General features: G+C 77.5%; 16 protein-coding genes and 1 pseudogene. 6 read left to right on the plus strand and 11 right to left on the minus strand.

The window, feature by feature from the left end; genetic code table 11:
* Nucleotides 1-12 precede the first annotated feature (12 nt).
* From SK069_RS10965 to SK069_RS20295, 8 genes and pseudogenes are all read right to left on the minus strand, one after another.
* The gene (locus SK069_RS10965; RefSeq protein WP_319954269.1) at nt 13-846 is read right to left on the minus strand and encodes a hypothetical protein; all 834 of its coding nucleotides are present in this window, start codon (nt 844-846) and stop codon (nt 13-15) included.
* A gap of 256 nt (nt 847-1,102) precedes the next feature.
* Nucleotides 1,103-2,374 carry a hypothetical protein gene (locus SK069_RS10970; RefSeq protein ID WP_319954270.1) on the minus strand — a complete coding sequence of 424 codons (1,272 nt, stop codon included), beginning with the start codon at nt 2,372-2,374 and terminating at the stop codon, nt 1,103-1,105.
* Nucleotides 2,371-3,216: a hypothetical protein gene (locus SK069_RS10975; RefSeq protein WP_319954271.1), complete on the minus strand. Its 846-nt coding sequence runs from the start codon at nt 3,214-3,216 to the stop codon at nt 2,371-2,373. Before SK069_RS10975 ends, SK069_RS10970 begins: the two co-directional genes overlap by 4 nt.
* The gene (locus SK069_RS10980) at nt 3,213-4,439 is read right to left on the minus strand and encodes a hypothetical protein (RefSeq protein ID WP_319954272.1); all 1,227 of its coding nucleotides are present in this window, start codon (nt 4,437-4,439) and stop codon (nt 3,213-3,215) included. Before SK069_RS10980 ends, SK069_RS10975 begins: the two co-directional genes overlap by 4 nt.
* Nucleotides 4,440-4,524: 85 nt before the next feature.
* Nucleotides 4,525-4,914 carry a hypothetical protein gene (locus SK069_RS10985; protein ID WP_319954273.1) on the minus strand — a complete coding sequence of 130 codons (390 nt, stop codon included), beginning with the start codon at nt 4,912-4,914 and terminating at the stop codon, nt 4,525-4,527.
* Between the two features lie 117 nt (nt 4,915-5,031).
* The gene (locus SK069_RS10990; protein ID WP_319954274.1) at nt 5,032-6,108 is read right to left on the minus strand and encodes a hypothetical protein; all 1,077 of its coding nucleotides are present in this window, start codon (nt 6,106-6,108) and stop codon (nt 5,032-5,034) included.
* A gap of 275 nt (nt 6,109-6,383) precedes the next feature.
* Nucleotides 6,384-7,298, minus strand: a complete 915-nt coding sequence (locus SK069_RS20290; protein ID WP_406628283.1) for a protein-tyrosine phosphatase family protein — start codon at nt 7,296-7,298, stop codon at nt 6,384-6,386.
* A 141-nt stretch (nt 7,299-7,439) separates the two neighbouring features.
* A pseudogene (locus SK069_RS20295) lies at nt 7,440-8,366 on the minus strand (ADP-ribosylglycohydrolase family protein); the annotation flags it as partial.
* Nucleotides 8,367-8,484: 118 nt separating this feature from the next.
* On the opposite strand from SK069_RS20295, the gene SK069_RS11000 reads away from it, so the two are divergent.
* The 4 genes from SK069_RS11000 to SK069_RS11015 all read left to right on the plus strand — a co-directional run bounded on the left by SK069_RS11000 (nt 8,485) and on the right by SK069_RS11015 (nt 11,501).
* The gene (locus SK069_RS11000; protein ID WP_319954276.1) at nt 8,485-9,234 is read left to right on the plus strand and encodes a hypothetical protein; all 750 of its coding nucleotides are present in this window, start codon (nt 8,485-8,487) and stop codon (nt 9,232-9,234) included.
* 15 nt (nt 9,235-9,249) lie between these two features.
* Nucleotides 9,250-9,678 carry an HNH endonuclease gene (locus tag SK069_RS11005; protein WP_319954277.1) on the plus strand — a complete coding sequence of 143 codons (429 nt, stop codon included), beginning with the start codon at nt 9,250-9,252 and terminating at the stop codon, nt 9,676-9,678.
* A 41-nt stretch (nt 9,679-9,719) separates the two neighbouring features.
* On the plus strand, nt 9,720-10,865 hold the full coding sequence (locus tag SK069_RS11010; protein ID WP_319954278.1) for a DUF5925 domain-containing protein: 1,146 nt from the start codon (nt 9,720-9,722) through the stop codon (nt 10,863-10,865).
* Between the two features lie 138 nt (nt 10,866-11,003).
* Nucleotides 11,004-11,501 (plus strand): hypothetical protein, encoded by a 498-nt coding sequence (locus SK069_RS11015; protein WP_319954279.1) that lies wholly within the window; start codon nt 11,004-11,006, stop codon nt 11,499-11,501.
* A 138-nt stretch (nt 11,502-11,639) separates the two neighbouring features.
* Here the strand turns inward: SK069_RS11015 and SK069_RS11020 are convergent, their stop codons facing one another.
* The gene (locus tag SK069_RS11020; protein ID WP_319954280.1) at nt 11,640-12,266 is read right to left on the minus strand and encodes a dihydrofolate reductase family protein; all 627 of its coding nucleotides are present in this window, start codon (nt 12,264-12,266) and stop codon (nt 11,640-11,642) included.
* Between the two features lie 373 nt (nt 12,267-12,639).
* Here SK069_RS11020 and SK069_RS11025 point away from each other — a divergent pair, with 373 nt between their 5' ends.
* The gene (locus tag SK069_RS11025) at nt 12,640-14,004 is read left to right on the plus strand and encodes a TrpB-like pyridoxal phosphate-dependent enzyme (protein WP_319954281.1); all 1,365 of its coding nucleotides are present in this window, start codon (nt 12,640-12,642) and stop codon (nt 14,002-14,004) included.
* Between the two features lie 160 nt (nt 14,005-14,164).
* Here the strand turns inward: SK069_RS11025 and thpR are convergent, their stop codons facing one another.
* Both thpR and SK069_RS11035 read right to left on the minus strand, forming a co-directional pair.
* Nucleotides 14,165-14,731 (minus strand): RNA 2',3'-cyclic phosphodiesterase, encoded by a 567-nt coding sequence (gene thpR / locus SK069_RS11030; RefSeq protein ID WP_319954282.1) that lies wholly within the window; start codon nt 14,729-14,731, stop codon nt 14,165-14,167.
* 136 nt (nt 14,732-14,867) lie between these two features.
* On the minus strand, nt 14,868-15,242 hold the full coding sequence (locus SK069_RS11035; RefSeq protein WP_319954283.1) for a DUF188 domain-containing protein: 375 nt from the start codon (nt 15,240-15,242) through the stop codon (nt 14,868-14,870).
* A gap of 131 nt (nt 15,243-15,373) precedes the next feature.
* Here SK069_RS11035 and SK069_RS11040 point away from each other — a divergent pair, with 131 nt between their 5' ends.
* A complete protein-coding gene (locus SK069_RS11040) occupies nt 15,374-16,171 on the plus strand; it encodes an SGNH/GDSL hydrolase family protein (RefSeq protein ID WP_319954284.1) in 798 nt (265 codons plus the stop codon).
* Nucleotides 16,172-16,176 lie beyond the last annotated feature (5 nt).

Raw genomic sequence — 16,176 nt, forward strand, 5'->3', positions numbered from 1 at the left:
TACCGTGGTTGGTCAAGATTGGCCAAGAGGGGCGTCGCTGCCGTCCGGTCGCGTCTGCGCGGGGGTCCACGCGTGCTCGTGGGTCAAGGCCACCCAGGTCCGCAGCAAGCCACGGAGCGGCGGGTACCCGCTCCCCGGGACGAACCGCGGGGCCGCGCCGACGCCGAGCAGATCGGTGCGGTCGATCGCCGCGCGCAGGCGTGCTCCGAGCTCGGCCGGCGTGCGCCACCGCGCGTCGCCCTCCACCTGTCCGCCCTCCTCGACCGGGAGGTCGAGGAGCTCGGCGGGCTCGACGACGAGGAGGACGTCGCCGACCGCGCCCTCCGGGTCGAGGAGCACGGCCAGGGAGAGCGGCAGCGCGCCGTGGAGCAGCTCGAGCACCAGCACCTCGTACCGTCCCTCGGGCATCGCCCACGTGAGGTCGAAGCAGTGACCGACCCGCGCCGGCCCGGGTGGCCACCAGACCGGCTCGGCGCACCCTGCTGCGCACAGCCGGCGCGCGACCGCGGAGGCCGGCATCGACCACTCGGGTCCGCCGCCGACCTGCAGGGCGCGAACGGCGGCGAGGGCCGTGTCGTCGGGACGGTCGCCGAGGCGGGCGAGCAGCGCCCGCGCGGCGCGCCGCAGCCGCGCCGGTGCCGCGTCGTCCTGGACCCCGACCGGGGACCACCAGGTCCCGACGACCTCGGACGCGACGAGCTGGGCCGCGAAGTGGTCGTCGACCTCGCGGATCCCGTCGCACAGCATCGCGGCGGCGGCGGTGGCGACCGCGAGCGAGATCTCGTCGGCCGCTCGCACGGGGTCGCTGGTCCATTCGGTCCTCGCGGGTCGCGCGTCGTGCGTCATGGCTCGATCGTCCTCGGCTTCGTGCGTCGGATCGAGACCACGAGCGTGGCGGGCCGGCGTCGGAGCGGTGTCGACATCGCGCGGCGCCTCGCGAGGGCACACGGTCGGCTTCTGCCGGCGACCGTGGCGCTCGCCGCGGTGCACACCAGCGGATGCGTCCGCCGTCCCGCACTCGGGTGCCGCGGGTCCGTCGCTCGCTCCTCCGGCCTTCGCCCCGCGCCGCGCCCCCGCGGCCTCCGCGCGCCGGGCCCGGTGCTCAGCGCTCGCCGCGCGACACGCGCGCGACGAGGTCGTCGGCGAGCGCACCGAAGCCCGTCCGCGCCCAGACCGAGTCGGCCTCGAAGTACGGGCGGTCGCCATCGCGCAGCGCGTCCGGGGTCCGTCCGGCGCGGACGTCGGCCGCGCAGGCCGCGCAGGCGGGGACGCGCAGGCCCGGGCGCCACTCGACGGTGCTCGCCGCGCGCCCGTGGAGCGGGTGGTACGTGCACAGCCGGTCCGGCTCCGGGGGACGGCGGCCGGCGTCGAGCGCGGCGGCCCGCGCGAGCAGGCCGCGCGCCCGATCGATGAGGACGAGCACGCCGACGAGGTCGACCGACGGGGCATCGGGTCGCATCCGCCGTCGCGCGGCGGTCGTCGCGTCGAGCGCCTCCTGGTAGGCCTCCTGCGCGGCCTCGGCCTCCGGCACCGGCTGGGCGTCGAGGGCCTCGCCGAGCGCGAGCAGCTGCTCGTCGGCGTCCTCGCGCAGCTCGGCCCGCCGAGCGGCGCGCGCGTGCTCGAAGACGCGGTCCGGGATCACCGGCAGCGGCCCGTCGGCCACGCGCGCCCCGCGACGGCGGTACAGCAGCAGGGCGGCGCCGAGCACGACGAGCGCGACGACCGCGAGCACGACGACCAGCGGCACGCCGCCCCCGTCGCCGGCCTGCTCCCGCTGACGCGCCTCGTACTCGCGCCGGAGCGTCGCGCGCAGGCGCTCGGCGGCCGCCGAGCGCTGCGCGGCGGGTCGGGCGAGCTGGCGCAGGAACCGCAGGGCGACGGCGCCGACCGGCTCGCGGTAGCTCGGGCGCCCGCCCTCGCCGTCGTCGTTGTTGGCGAGGAACGCCGCATCGCGCGCAGCGTCGTCGCCGAGGACCTCCTCGCCCTGCCGGTAGGTCGTGGCCGTGACGTACGAGCCGTCGACGACCGCGTACGTCCCGTCGGCGTCCTCGCCGGCGTCGCGCAGGCGCTGGCGCACGAGCTCGATGAGGGTCCGCGCCCGGCCGTCGGCGGCGTCGCCGGGCACCAACGCGGTCAGCAGGAGACGGGTGGTACCGGGCCGCCGGTCGATCGCGGCGCGCAGCGCGCGCTCGTCCTCGGGGGCGAGCGCGTCGGCGTAGGCGGGATCGACGTACAGCGGCGAGCGCTCGAGCTCGCGGGCGATCGCCGCCGGTCGGGCCGCCTGGGCGATCGCCGGCACGAGCAGCACCACCGCGAGGACCGCGGCGAGGAGCTGCGCGGTCCGGGTCGTCGATCGCTGCGTCACGTCGCTCATCGCTGGCGCCTCCTCCGGCGCCGGCGGCGCCCTCGCTTGCCCGCTGCCGCTCGCTGCGCCCGGGCTCGTGCCCGCGCTGCCCGGGCGGCCTCGCGCTCGCGAGCGGCCGCGCGGCGCGCACGCACGCGCACGATCCCGAGGCCCGCGAGGCCGCCCAGCAGCGCCAGCAGCACGGCGCTGACCGCCGTCGGCAGACCACCGTCGTCCTCGTCGCCGAACGCGTACTCCGACGGCAGGGTGCTGAGCCGCCGGACCGCGGTCACGCCGCGGGTGGGGGTCGAGGACCGGGGCGACCGGTCGACGATCCGCGCGAGCCGGGACAGGCGCCCCGGAACGGTCGCGAACGGGTCGGGACGACGCTCGTCCTCGGCCCGCCGCTCGATCGGCGGGTACCGCAGCTCGAACGGCACGTCGATCGTCCGCGCGATGCCGAGCGGACTGGATTCGAACGTGCCCCGGTCGTCGATGACGACGTACATCGCGTCCTCGCGCAGGCGCTGCTGCAGGCCGCGCAGCACGCGCTCGGCGTCGCCGCCGGACTCGTCCTCGGTCTCCAGGGGCAGGACGACCACGAGGATCGGGACCGACGACCCGGACACCGCGTCCAGCAGGCGCCGGCGCATCGATCCGTCGACGAGCCAGTCCAGCTCGGGATCGACCGCGACCGGGGACGAGCGCAGGGCCGTCGCCAGCCGGTCCAGCCGGTCCGCCGGGGCGCTGCGCAGCGCCGGGTCGTCCGGCACGCGCGGCGTCGCGGCGCCGGCGGGTCCCGCCGCCGGCAGCGCGGCGACGAGGGCGAGGAGCAGCCCGACGGCGACCCGGATCCACGAGCGGCGGGTCACGGCGCCGCTCCCCGCAGGACGGCGTCGGCGAGATCGTCGTCGACCGCGCCGAACCCCGACCGGGTCCACGCCGTGTCGCGCTCCCAGTAGGCGACGCCGTCGTCGGCGAGGGCCTCCGGGGCGCGGTGGGCGGCGATCGCCTCCGCGCACGCGCGGCAGGCCGGCAGCGGGACCTCGGCCGATCCGCGACGGAAGCGCGCGGCGGCCGTCGCCTCGCCGTGCCGGGGGTCGAAGAAGCACGGCCGCCAGGTCGCGCCCGCCGGACGACCGAGGAGCGCCCGGCCGCCCGCGGCGAGCGTCGCCGCCGCGACGAGCGCGAGGCCGTCCTGGGGATGGTCGTCGAGGAGCTTCGACGCGGCGTCGTAGCGCCGCTGGGCCGCCGCCGGCGGGTCCGTGGCCGCCGCGAGCGACCGCGCCAGCCGCGACAGCGCGGTGAGGGCGCTCCGGCGGGCGTCCGCCGCGTCGACCGGGGCGAGCCGTGGCCCCTGGGCCGCTCGGGCGGCCGCCCGGCGGCGGCGCGCGGCGGGCGTGAGCGTCATCGCGATCGGCGGGACGGCGACGCCGGCGGCGAACGCGGCCAGCAGCACGAGCCACGAGGGGATTCCGCCACCGCCGTCGGGCCGGCCTTCGGCGCTCTCGCGACGGAACCGCTCCTCCTGGGCGATCGCCGCCGCCGGCCGGACGCCGGTGCGGATCTCGCGCAGCGTCTGCCGGATCCGGGCGAACGGCCCGTCGCGCCGGTCGATCACGAGGCCCGCGTCGTTCGCGGCGGTGCGCGGGTCGAGCCGCGTGCGGACGCCGAACGACGCCGCCGAGAGCGAGCCGAACTCGGTCGAGGTGACGTAGACCCCGTCCCGGGCGAGCCGGTCGTGCAGCAGCGCCGGGCGGTCGAGCTGCTCGCCGTCGGGCTCGCCGAGGAGGTTCGGCGCGAGCACGACGAACGTCGGGACCGGCATCGCGGCGACCTCGCGACGCAGCGCGGCGAGCTCTCGCGGCGTCGCGATCCGCCGCAGGGACGGGCTGACGAAGATCGGGTCCCGTCGCAGCGCGGCGGCGAAGAGCGCGGTCCGTGAACGGCCGGGCTGGCCGAGCGCGGGCTCGTCGTCGGACGGGGACGTCGCGGCCGGCGCGAGGACCGGGGCGGGCAGGAGGACGGCGGCCGACGCGAGCAGGAGCGCCCGCAGGGGGCGCCGTCGGCGGGGGACCGAGCGGGGGAGCGGCACCGCCGGGGAGGCTATCGACGACGCCCGCCGATCGAGCCGGCCGGCGGGCGATGGGCGTCGAGCGACGACGTGGACACCGTCGGTCTCATCGGCGGTGGACGCCGACCGCGCCGACCGCGAACCGCAGGCCGGAGCAGTCGCGGCAGCCGCCGCACGCGAAGCAGTCGCGGCAGTCGACGCAGGCCACGCATGCCGCGCAGCGGACGCACCGACGGCACGCCGCGAGCAGGAAGGACGCCGCGATCCCGGCGCTCGCGACGATCCCCGAGCTGGCGGCGACCCCGGCGCTCAGGCCGACGCCCGCGCTCGCGGCGACGCCGGCCGAGGCGGACACCGCAGCACTGGCCGCGACGCCCGCCGAGCCGGCGACCGCCGCGCTCGCCGCGACGCCGAGCGCGCTCGTGACGGCGTCGCTGGCGAGCACCGCTCGGGAGCGGGTGACCGTCGGGGCGGATGCACGGCGCGCGTCGCTCATGGCCGCATCCTCGCCGACGCCGACGCCGACGCCGACGCCGACGCCGACGCCGACGCCGACGCCGACGCCGACGCCGACGTGTGCGGGTGCGTTCGGCCTGCGGGCCCCGCGAGCACGTCAGGGTCCCGGCGGCGCCGGAAGGATCTCGCCCTCGATCCGGGTCGTCGGATCGACGCGCACGGGCAGGGCGGCCCGGCGCGGACCGGGGGCCGGCCCGGAGCAAGAACGTGCTGCCGGCGCGCCGGTCGTCGCGACGTCGTGCGCGAGGGCGAACGCCGCGACGGTCGCGTCGAACGCGTCCTCGCTGCGGGCCGCGCGCTCGAGCAGCGCGGCGTCCTGGTCGGCGAGATGGGCGGCGAGGAAGGCCCGCCGGTGGTCCTCGCGGCCCTTGACGAGCACCCGGTCCGCGGGCGTCGTCCAGTGGCCGCCGCCCGGTCGTGCGGTATCGGCCCCGGTCCACGCCCCGGACTGGTCGCGACCGGCTCGCGCGGTCGTCGGGGCGTCCGGCTCGGGCGTGTCGGCCGGGGTCCGCGCTCCGGACGCGTCGCGATCCGCTCGGGCGACCATCGGCGGGTCCGGGCCGCGAGTGTCGGCCGGGGTCCGCGCCCGGGACGCCGCCCGACACGCGACGGCCGACGCGCCGGCGCGCGCCAGCACCGCGGCGGCGGTCCGCGGGTAGACCTCGACCACCGTGCGCGGCCCGGCCGGGTCGAACGGCCAGACGGCGAACCCGGCGTCCCGCAGGCGGAGCAGGTTCGGCATGCCCCGGACGGCTCCGGTTCCCACCGCCCCGGCGCCGCCGATCTGGAAGGTGCTCTTCGCGCCGGGATGCCGCGCCTCGGTCCGTCGCAGCGGCGGACCGAGCGTCTGCGCCCGCGTGCCCGGGCGGCCCCAGAGCGGTGGGGCGCACGCGGCGAGCAGCCCCTCGCCCTCGTCGTGCATCGCCGCCCAGACCTCCGGCGCCGTGCGCCAGCCCCGGGCCGCGCACCACCAGGCCGGGAACGAGAAGGAGAAGTCGAGCCCGACGAGCAGCGCGTCGCACCGGCCGCCGAGCGTGATGACGGCGTCGATCGCCGCGGTGCGGTCGCGCCCGTCCTCGAGCGCGAGCAACCGGCCGTCCCGCACGTGCGCGGTCCAGAGGAACCGCTCGGCGCCGGTCGCCCGGCCCGACCAGTCGATCGCGACGACGTCCACCCGACCCATCCTCTCGTGCGACCGCCGACCGCCGACCGCCGACCGCCGACGCCGACCGCCGACCGTCGACTGCCAACTGCCAACTGCTGACCGTCGACTGCCAACTGTCGACCGCCGACCGCCGACCGTCGACTGCCGACTGCCGACTGCCGACTGCCGACCGTGGTCCGCCGGCCCGCCCCGGCCCGCCGGTCCGTCGGCCTCAGCGCTGCCCGGGTGCGCGTCCCGGCGTTCGCGACCGCCGACCGGCGTGTGGGCCCACCCGCGGCCGACGGTCAGGCGCGCGCCTGCACGAGCTCGGCGATCCGCGCCACCAGCGCGCGCCGGAACCGCGGCGTCGGGCCGTCCTCCGGGCGGCGGGCGTTGACGACGTGGGTGACGCCGTCGTCGTCCGGGGCGCTCATCTCGACGTCGTCGCCCCAGGTGAAGCGGTCCGCGCGGAAGCCGAAGAACAGCGTGCCGCGCAGGACGTCGAGGTCGTCGGGCAGCTCGCCGGTCGCGTGCCAGCGCTCCTCGACGGGCTTCGCGACGGCCGCGAGCGCCCCGACGACGTCCGGCTCGCCGTTCGCGTCCGGCTCCGCGCGGCCCGCGTACGCGGCGTAGCCGTCGAAGGTGTGGGCGAAGCGCCGCACCGCGTCGTAGTCGTCCCACGGCGCGGGGACGTCCGGCGCGCGCAGCTCGGCGCCGGCGATCAGCGGCACGGCTCCGTCCTCGTCGACCCGGGGGACGTGCGGCGCCCGCCAGCTCGTCACGAACGCGCGCTGCGCCGCGGTCTCGGGCGCGACCCGACCGGCCCGCGCCCGCGCGGTGTGGCGTCGCGCATGCGCGAGCCGGTCCAGCGCCTCCTGCCCGCCGCTCCCGTCCTCGACCGCGAGGCAGCCGAGCACCGTGCCGGTCCGGCCGACGCCGGCCCAGCAGTGGACGTAGGCGATCGTGCCCGTCGCGCGCGCTCGCTCCAGGACGTCGAGGATCGCCCGCATCCGGGCGGGACGAGGCACGTCGACGTCGCGGATCGGGAACCGGACGTGCCAGACGTCCTCGATCCCGCGTGCGGCCGCTCGCTGCCGCAGGAGCCGTTCGTACGGGTGCAGGCCGACGGGTCCGGGGCCCTCGCCCTCCTCGGTCAGGTCCACGAACCATCGGACGCCGAGGTCCAGCAGCGCGTCGAGCTTCGCCGCGGCCTCCGACATCGCCGGCGCCCCGGGGTACGGCCCGGCGAGCAGCTCGTGGTCGCGGAACCAGAACGCGTCGTTCGGCAGGCCGGGGTCGACGTCGGGGGCGCCGGGCCACGACGGACGCCGGCGGTGCTCGACCGCGAGGTCGTCGGAGAGTGCGAGCAGGCCGTCCGCGAGGGCGACGATCTCGGGGCCGAGATGCACGATCGAGCGCCACCGCTCCGGGATCCCGGACGCACCGTGGAGCGCACCCGCGAGCTGTCCGGCGATCGCCGCGGTGGTGTCGGCGTCGTCGCCGAGATTCGCCGCGGCGCGGACCGCGCCGGCGAAGTCGTCCGTGCTCCACACCGCCCACAGCGCCGCCTCGAGGGCCTTCGGCGCGTAGCCGCTGCCCACCACGCCGGCGGGCGGATCCGCCCCGGGGTGGCGGAAGGCGCCGTCGAGCAGCGCGCGGACGTCGTCGTGCAGGAGCCCCGGAGCGAGGAACCGGCCATCGGGACCGAGCACGGACTCGCGGGTGCCGCCCGCCAGCAGGTCGACGAGCAACCCGGCCTGCAGCTTCGCCGCGTCACGGGCGGCCGGGTGGCCGTGGGTGGTGTTCGACTCGGCGGTGGCGGCGACGATCGCGGCCCCGCGCGAGAAGCGGTACGCGACGACGAGCGGCGCCAGGCGCATGAGCACGCCGTTGCCGCCGGCGTCGGGGAACGCGACGCCCGGCGCGTCCTCGGCGGTCTGCTCGAACCGCTCCAGCGCCTGCCGGGTGGCGTTGCCGATGTCGAAGCACCGGCCGGTGCTCGAGCGCTCGCCGTGGCGGTACCAGGCGACGTAGCGGCGCAGCGCGTCGGCGGGGTCGTGGCGACGCTGCGCGAGCAGGCTGTCGGCGAGGCAGAGCGCCATCGACGTGTCGTCGGTCCACGCTCCGGCGGGGAGCCCGAACGGCCCGCCGCCGACGATCTCCGTCAGCGGCGCGAACGTCCCGCGCGGTCGGAACTCGACCGTCGTCCCGAGCGCGTCGCCGACGGCGAGGCCCAGGAGCGCCCCGCGGGCGCGGTCGAGGAGGCTGAGCGGGGCGGCGTCGGGCATGGACTGGCGAGGTCGGCGGGGCCGGAGCGATCCTGACAGCGGTGCCCGACGCGCGGCCCCGCCCCGAGGGCGAGCGGCCCGCTGTCAGGAGCGGTGCGCGGACGTCGACTCCGGCTCCATGACCGACGAGTCGCCCCGCCCCGACCACCCCGACGACGACCCGCACGAGGGGGCCGATCGCGTGCCTTCAGCGTCCGGAGACGGCGCCGGGGACGACGCGCTGCCGCCGACGAGCGCCGGCGCGCAGGACGCACCGACCGATGCGCCGGTCACCCGGGTCTGCCGCCGGTGCTCGACGCAGGCGACGACGAGCGGCGCGTTCTGCCCGCATTGCGGCGCCGCCTACGAGCGCCGCCGCCGCGGGCCACGATCCTGGACGAGGCGCACCCGTCGGGTCGTCGCGGTGCTCGGCGTCGTGCTGCTGCTCGGCGGCGCGGGCGGCGGCGTCGCGCTGAAGCTCGCGGCGGACCAGCGTGCCGAGGATCGGGAGCGCGCGGCGCAGCAGCGACGCGACCGCGAGGCCGCCGAGGCCGCGGCCCGCGCGAGGGCGGCCCGGGAGGAGGCCGACGCCCAGGAGGCGAGCGACCGGTTCGAGCGGAGCCTCCGTCGCTCGACGGTCCGCGACCTGCGCCGGTCGATCACGAAGGACGCGCGCGAGCGCGTGAGCGAGGGCGTGCTGGACGGACCGATCCTCTCGACGTCGTGCGAGAACCTCGACGGGAACGAGACGGCCCTCGACGAGGACGCCGGGACCTATGACTGCATGGCCGTGACCGAGAAGCTCTCGGGCGGTCGCAGCCGCGGCTATCGCTTCAGCGCGCGCGTCGACTACGAGGAGCACTCCTACACCTGGCGGCTGGGGGACTGAGCGGTGGGTCCGGTCATGACCCTCCACGGCCTGTGGCACCGGGACCAGGGCACCTGCTGGCTCTGCGGAGGGCCGGTCGCGGTACCCGGCGACGTCGACCCGCTCGACGACGCTGCCCCGACCCGCGACCACGTCCAGCCCCGCGCCGAGGGCGGCGCCGACGGCGCCGGCAACCTCCGCCTCGCCCACCGCGACTGCAACGCCGCACGCGGTCGCGGAGCGGTCGCATCCCCGTACGTGAACGAGCGGATCCGCGAGATCGTCGCGCGCGGCCTCCGCGGGCGTCCGTCGATCGCTCGCGAGGTGGCGGCGGAGCGGCTCGTGGCGGCGATCGTCGCGGGCCTCGGGTTCGACCCGCCGCCCCGTGGGTCCGGCGCCGCGGAATCGAACCCGTGGTGGGACGGCGTGCCCGCTCGTCGAGGCGCTCGCGATCTGGTCCGATGACCGGCCCGCTCGGCCCGCCGCGGCCCGCCGTCGCCCACGCCATGACCGCCCCACTCGCCACGGACACCGCCGCGCCCCGCCGGGACGACGTCCGCATGCGCGCGCCGCTGGCGACGAACGACCTGTACGGCGAGTCCGGCTGGGTCGACCAGCTGCTGATGGAGCTCGCCGCGGACCGCGCGCTGCGCCACCTGCGGGCCGGGCGGCGCGAGGCGAGGACCCGGCCCGGGATGCCGTTCGTCGACGCGCAGCTGCTGGCGTCGTTCGAGGACGACGCGGGCTGGACCTGCGTCGCGGATCTCGGCGACGTCCTGGCCCGGGTGGAGTGCCGTGGCCGCTCCGTGCTGGTCACCACGGCCGCCGCGACGCGCCCGTCCGCCGCCGCGGCCGTGACGACGCTGCTCGGCGAGCTGGCGCCGGACCCCGCGCCCGAACGGGCGACGGTGCCGGTCGCGTTCTGGTCCTCGGGCGAGCGTGGAGGGCGCTGCACGCGGCGCGACGTCGACGGGCTCTCGTGGGCCGCCGTCGAACACGGGTACGCCGCGTCGACGCGGCGCGCGCTCGGGGAGCTCGTGGCGGCTCGCGCTCCCGGCGCCGGGCGGCTGCTCCTCTGGCACGGCGCACCCGGGACCGGCAAGACGACCGCGCTGCGCGCGCTCGCCGACGCGTGGCGCTCGTGGTGCCGGATCCACGTCGTGACCGATCCCGACGTCCTGCTGGCCGGTGGTCGAGCGGCGTACCTCACCGACGTCGCGATGGGGGAGGACGACATCGATGACGGCGAGCCCGAAGACCGCGACCGCGGGGACCACGACGTGCGGTGGCGCCTGCTCGTCCTGGAGGACGCCGGCGAGCTCATCGGGCAGGACGCGCCGGACCGCACCGGCCAGGCGGTGTCGCGGCTGCTGAACCTCTCGGACGGTCTGCTCGGACAGGGTCTGCGGACGCTCGTGCTCATCACGACGAACGAGTCGGTCGGGGCGCTGCACCCGGCGATCCGCCGTCCGGGCCGTTGCTGGGCGACGGTCGCCTTCGAGCCGCTGAGCTCCCAGGAGGCCGGCGCCTGGCTCGCGGCGCAGGGCAGCGATGCCCGCGTCGCGGGTCCGGCGACGCTCGCGGAGCTCCACGGCGTGCTCGCGGGAGAGGCCCCACCCCGGGCTCGCCCGTTCGGGTTCGTCGCCGAATGAGGTACGCGGCCGGGGCGGGTCGCGACCGGCCGCTGCCACCGGGCGGCGCGTCGGAGCCGCTCGAGGCCGGACCGGGGGGCGAGGTGCCGAGACCCGCCCGCTCGTATCGTGAGGCGACCTCCCGACCGGACGGACCCGATGACGCGCTCCAGCACCGCCGATCCCACGACCGCCGCCCCGCCCGCGGACGCCCGCGTCCTCGGGCACCCGCGGAGGTGGGCGATCGTCGGCTGGGGCGTGCCGGCGATCGTCGCCCTCGCCGGCGCGCTCGGCCTGATCGCATCGGGCCAGTACGGGACGGGCGCGATCGTCCTCGTGCCGTTCGCCGGCTTCGCGGCGCTCTGCTTCTACGTGCGGCAGCTCTCGGTCGTGCTCGACGGCGACCGCCTCTGGTCGCGCAGCCTCACCGCGTGGCAGGGACCGGTCGACCTCCGGCGCCTGCAGGCCGCGGGCGACCCGCCGGTGGGCCGGCCCGGGCGCTACATCCACCTCGTCGACCGGGACGGGGCCGAGGTCCGGATCGACGCATCGAACCTCGACGTCGCGGAGCTGCACCGCGAGCTCGCCGCGCGCCTGAAGCCCGGCGGCTCGCTGCCCACGGGCCCGTTGCGCGAGTTCGTCGACCGGCAGCGCTGAGGCCGCGACGCGCGTCCGGTCCGGCCCGCCCGGCCACGGCGACCTCCTGGCCGGCGCCGCAGCCGCGCCGATCGCCGTCGCCACGACCGACCCGCGGCGGCCGACCGGCCGACGGCGATCGACCCTCGCGCCGCCGCATCAGCGCGCCGGCTGCACCCGGTAGCGGATGTGCGTCACCTGCGGCGAGGCGATCACGCGGTCGATCTCGAGTCCGACGTCCTCGGGGCCGACCCCGTCGAACGGGCGCTCGCCGGCACCGAGCAGCACCGGCGAGACGTGCAGGTGGAGCTCGTCGACGACGCCCATGCGCAGGTACTGCGCGACGGTCGAGGCTCCGCCGGCGATCCGGATGTCCTGCTCCCCGACGGCCGCGCGAGCGAGCTCGAGCGCGCGCTCGGGGCCCTCGGTGACGAACGTGAAGGTCGTGTCGCCGAGGACCAGCGGCTCGCGCGGGTGGTGGGTCAGGACGAAGACCGGGCGGTGGTAGGGGGGCTCGGGGCCCCACCAGCCCTCCCACGGCTCGTCGGTCGCCCACGGGCCCGGGCCGCCACCGAACATGTTGCGCCCCATGACGTAGGCGCCGACGCCGGCGAAGTGCTCGTCGAAGACCTGGACGTCGGCTTCGACGGCGCCCGACTCCCGCACGGCGAACTGCCAGGCGTGGAGCCGCTCGCCGCCGATGCCCAGCGGCGCCTCGAGGCTCTGGTCGGGGCCGGCGGTGAAGCCGTCGACGGAGATGGCGTGATCGACGCGGATGCGGGTCATGGAGGGTCCTCGGGGATGGGCGGTGCCGGTCACCGTCCGAGACCGCGTTCGACGCCCGGAGTCATCGGCGAACGGCGCGGGCCGGGACTCGTGGCGCGTTCCCGCCCACCGCCGCTCCCCCTGGAGCGGCCGCCCGCGGTGCTTTCCCTGGAGGGGCCGCGCCCCGCGCACGCCGTCCCCGGGTCCTCGGCGACGTCGGCGCGGCCGCGCGTCGTCCCGTGCAGATCGGCGCGGCTCCCGGCGTCCGTCCGCGTGCGGCGTACGGTCCCGGCGCACCGCGGCGGCGCCGTAGGATCGTCCCGCGCGTCGCCACGGACCGCTGTCCGCGACGGACCGGCGCGCGAACGACTCCGACCTCGAGGACCGCACCCGCATGGCCGACCCGACGAAGATCCTGCTCGCCGAGGACCAGATCCCGACGTCCTGGGTGAACGTCCTGCCCGAGCTGCCCGGCGGCGCGCTGCCGCCGTTGAGCCCGGCGACCATGGAGCCCGCCGGCCCGGACGACCTGTCGGCGATCTTCCCGCCCGCGGTGATCGAGCAGGAGGTCTCCGCCGAGCACGAGATCCGGATCCCGGAGCCGGTCCGCGAGGCCCTCGGCCTCTGGCGCCCGACGCCGATGTACCGCGCGCGGCGGCTCGAGGAGGCCGTCGGCACGCGCTCCCGCATCTACTACAAGTACGAGGGCGTCTCGCCGGCCGGCTCGCACAAGCCCAACAGCGCGGTCCCGCAGGCGTACTACAACCAGCAGGCCGGGATCACGAAGCTCACGACCGAGACCGGCGCCGGGCAGTGGGGCAGCTCGCTGGCGTTCGCCGGCTCGATGTTCGGCCTCGAGGTCGAGGTCTACATGGTCGGGTCGAGCTTCGACCAGAAGCCCTACCGCCGCTCGATGATGCGCACCTGGGGCGCCGAGGTCCACCGCTCGCCGAGCGACCGGACGGAGGCCGGGAAGGCGAACGCCGCGTTCGAGACCGGCTCGCTCGGCATCGCCATCTCCGAGGCCGTCGAGCTCGCCGCGCAGCGCCCCGACACGAACTACTCGCTGGGCTCGGTGCTCAACCACGTGCTGCTGCACCAGACGGTGATCGGGCAGGAGACGATCGCCCAGCTCGCGATCGCCGGCGAGACCCCCGACGTCGTCCTCGCGTCCGCCGGCGGCGGCTCGAACTTCGCCGGCATCGCGTTCCCGTGGTGGCGCGAGAAGCAGCGCCGCGGCCTGTCGACGCGGTTCGTGGCGACCGAGCCGGCCGCCTGCCCGACGCTCACCCAGGGCGTCTACGGCTACGACTTCGGCGACGCGTCCGGCCTCACGCCGCTGCTGCCGATGCACACGCTCGGCCACGGCTTCGTGCCACCGCCCGTCCACGCCGGCGGTCTGCGCTACCACGGCATGGCGCCGCTGCTCTCGGCGATGGTGAAGGCCGGCGAGGTCGAGGCCCGCGCCGTCCGCCAGAACGAGACGTTCGAGGCCGCGCTGACCTTCGCCCGGACCGAGGGCATCATCCCCGCGCCGGAGTCGGCGCACGCGGTCCGCTCGGCGCTCATCGAGGCCCAGCAGGCCGACGAGGCGGGGGAGGAGCGCGTGATCCTCTTCCTCCTCTCCGGCCACGGCCACTTCGACCTGGCCGCCTACGACGCGTACCTCGCGGGCGACCTCGAGGATCCGGAGTTCTCCGCGCAGGAGCGCGACCGGGCGCTCGCCGAGCTGCCGCAGGGCGCGCCCTCGATCGCCTAGGGCGTCGGCCGCGAGCGGACGCCCGGGTGGGGCGGGGCCCGCCGGCGTTCGCGGCGGGCGTGTCGGGGACGGCCCGCCCGGTCGACCGTCGCCGACGCGCCGCGACCGCGGGCCGCGCGGTACCCGGGGGCGGGCTCGCGATCTCTCGGGCGAGCCGCCGTCACGCGAGCGGGACGCGCTCGAGCACCTGGTGCTCGGCGCCGCTCGGGCGCAGCGTCGAGCGCACGAGGGCGAGGGCCGGGGCGTCGAACCGGAGGTCCGGCGTGGGGTCCGGCGCCGCGCCCGGATCGGGGCCGGCCTCCGGCCGCCGCCGGCCGACGGTGACGTGCGGGCGCAGGCGACGGTCCGGACGCCAGCCGACGGCGTCGGCGAGCGCGTCCGTCAGGGACCGGTGCAGCTCGGCGAGGTCGCCGCGCAGGTCGTGGACCTCGATCGCGAGCGCGCGCGGCCGACGCGGCGGCAGCCAGATCGGCGCACCGGTCTCCAGGTCGAGGCAGGAGCGATCCGTGCCCGCGAGGGCGACCGCCCCGGCGAGCGGCTCGATCTCCGCCGCGGGGCGCTCGCCGAGGAACGCGAGCGTCAGGTGCAGCTGCTCCTCGGGCACCGGCCGCACCGTCGTGCGCAGCGCGCGCTGACCGCGCACCCATCCGCCGAGACCGCGTCGCACGGCCGCGGGCAGCTCGAGCGCGACGAAGAGCCGAACGCCCACGGGACCGGAACGAGGCACCGGGCGACGGTAGCGCGCGGCCCGTCGCCGTCGGCCCGACGACACGGGTGCGACACCGAACCGGCGCGCCGCCGGTGCGCTCCCGGACTGGAGTCGCCACGCCCGCCCGGGCGAGCATCCGGCCATGCCGTCGACCTCACGCCTCCGCCTCGTCCAGCAGGCACCGGAACCGCCCGGCGCCGAGCGTCCCGGCGCCGCGCGCGGTCGCGCGCTCAGCGAGCTCGCGATCCGACGTCACGACGAGGTCGTGCGCGGTCGCCAGGGCGGCGATCAGGTCGTCGGCGACCGGAGCGAACCGGACGTCGACCCGCAGGACCTGCATCGCGAGCGCCGGTCCGTCGTGCACGACGAGCACCGGCGCGTCCGGATCGCCGAGCAGCGCCTGCGCCAGCGCCGGCGCCGCCGCGTCGATCGCGACCGTCAGGCGCACGCGTGCCCCGGCACGGTCGCGCCACCAGCCGTCCGGGCGCGCGCCCAGGACGTTCGACCCGTCGACGATCAGCCGCCCCATCCGGACGCAGCGTAGTCCGCGCCGGCCACCGCCCGACCCCGGCGGCGCGAGCGTCCCGGCCCCTTCAGCCCGTCCCCACGGCAGGCCACGACGGTCCTGTCGTCCCCGACCACCGCTCCAGGAGGAGCTCCATGTCCCGTTCCCTGCGCCGCGCGGCTCGCGCGGCGGCCGGCGCGCTCGCGCTCGCCGGCGCCCTCGTCCCGTCCGCCGCCGCGAGCGGCGCCGACCGCTACGTCGCGCTCGGCGACTCGTACAGCTCCGGCACCGGGACGCGGAGCTACGTCGAGGCGTCCTGCCAGCGCTCGACCCGCGCCTACCCGGCGCTGCTCGCCGCCGCCCGATCCGGCACGTCGCTCGTGCACCGCGCCTGTGCCGGCGCGACGACGAGCGACGTGCTGCGCGACCAGGTCTCGTCGCTGACGCGCGGCACGCGGCTCGTGTCGATCACCGTGGGCGGCAACGACGCCGGATTCGCGGCGGTGCTGAAGGAGTGCGCGAAGCCCGCGTGGGCGTCGGACTGCGCCGGCGCCGTCGCGGGCGCCCAGCGGTACATCCGCGGGACGCTGCCGGGGCGCCTGGACCGGGTGTACGGCGAGATCGCCGCGCGGGCGCCCGCCGCGCGGGTGGCGGTGCTCGGCTATCCCCGCGTCTTCAACGGCGAGGACTGCAACGCCGTCACGTTCTTCTCGCCCGACGACGAGCGGCGGCTGAACGCCACCGCCGACCTGCTGCGCGACGTGCTGCGGACGCGCGCACAGGCCCACGGGTTCGCGTTCGGCGACGTCCTCCCGGGCTTCGTCGGCCATGCGGTCTGCGACCGGGTCGAGTGGCTCAACGGCGCGTCGACCCCGCTGAGCGAGAGCTTCCACCCGAACGCCGCCGGGCACCGCGACGGCTACCTCCCCGTCGTGCGCCGACTGCTCGGGTAGGCGCC

The sequence above is a fragment of the Patulibacter brassicae genome, assembly GCF_033949425.1.
Classification (GTDB): domain Bacteria; phylum Actinomycetota; class Thermoleophilia; order Solirubrobacterales; family Solirubrobacteraceae; genus Patulibacter; species Patulibacter brassicae.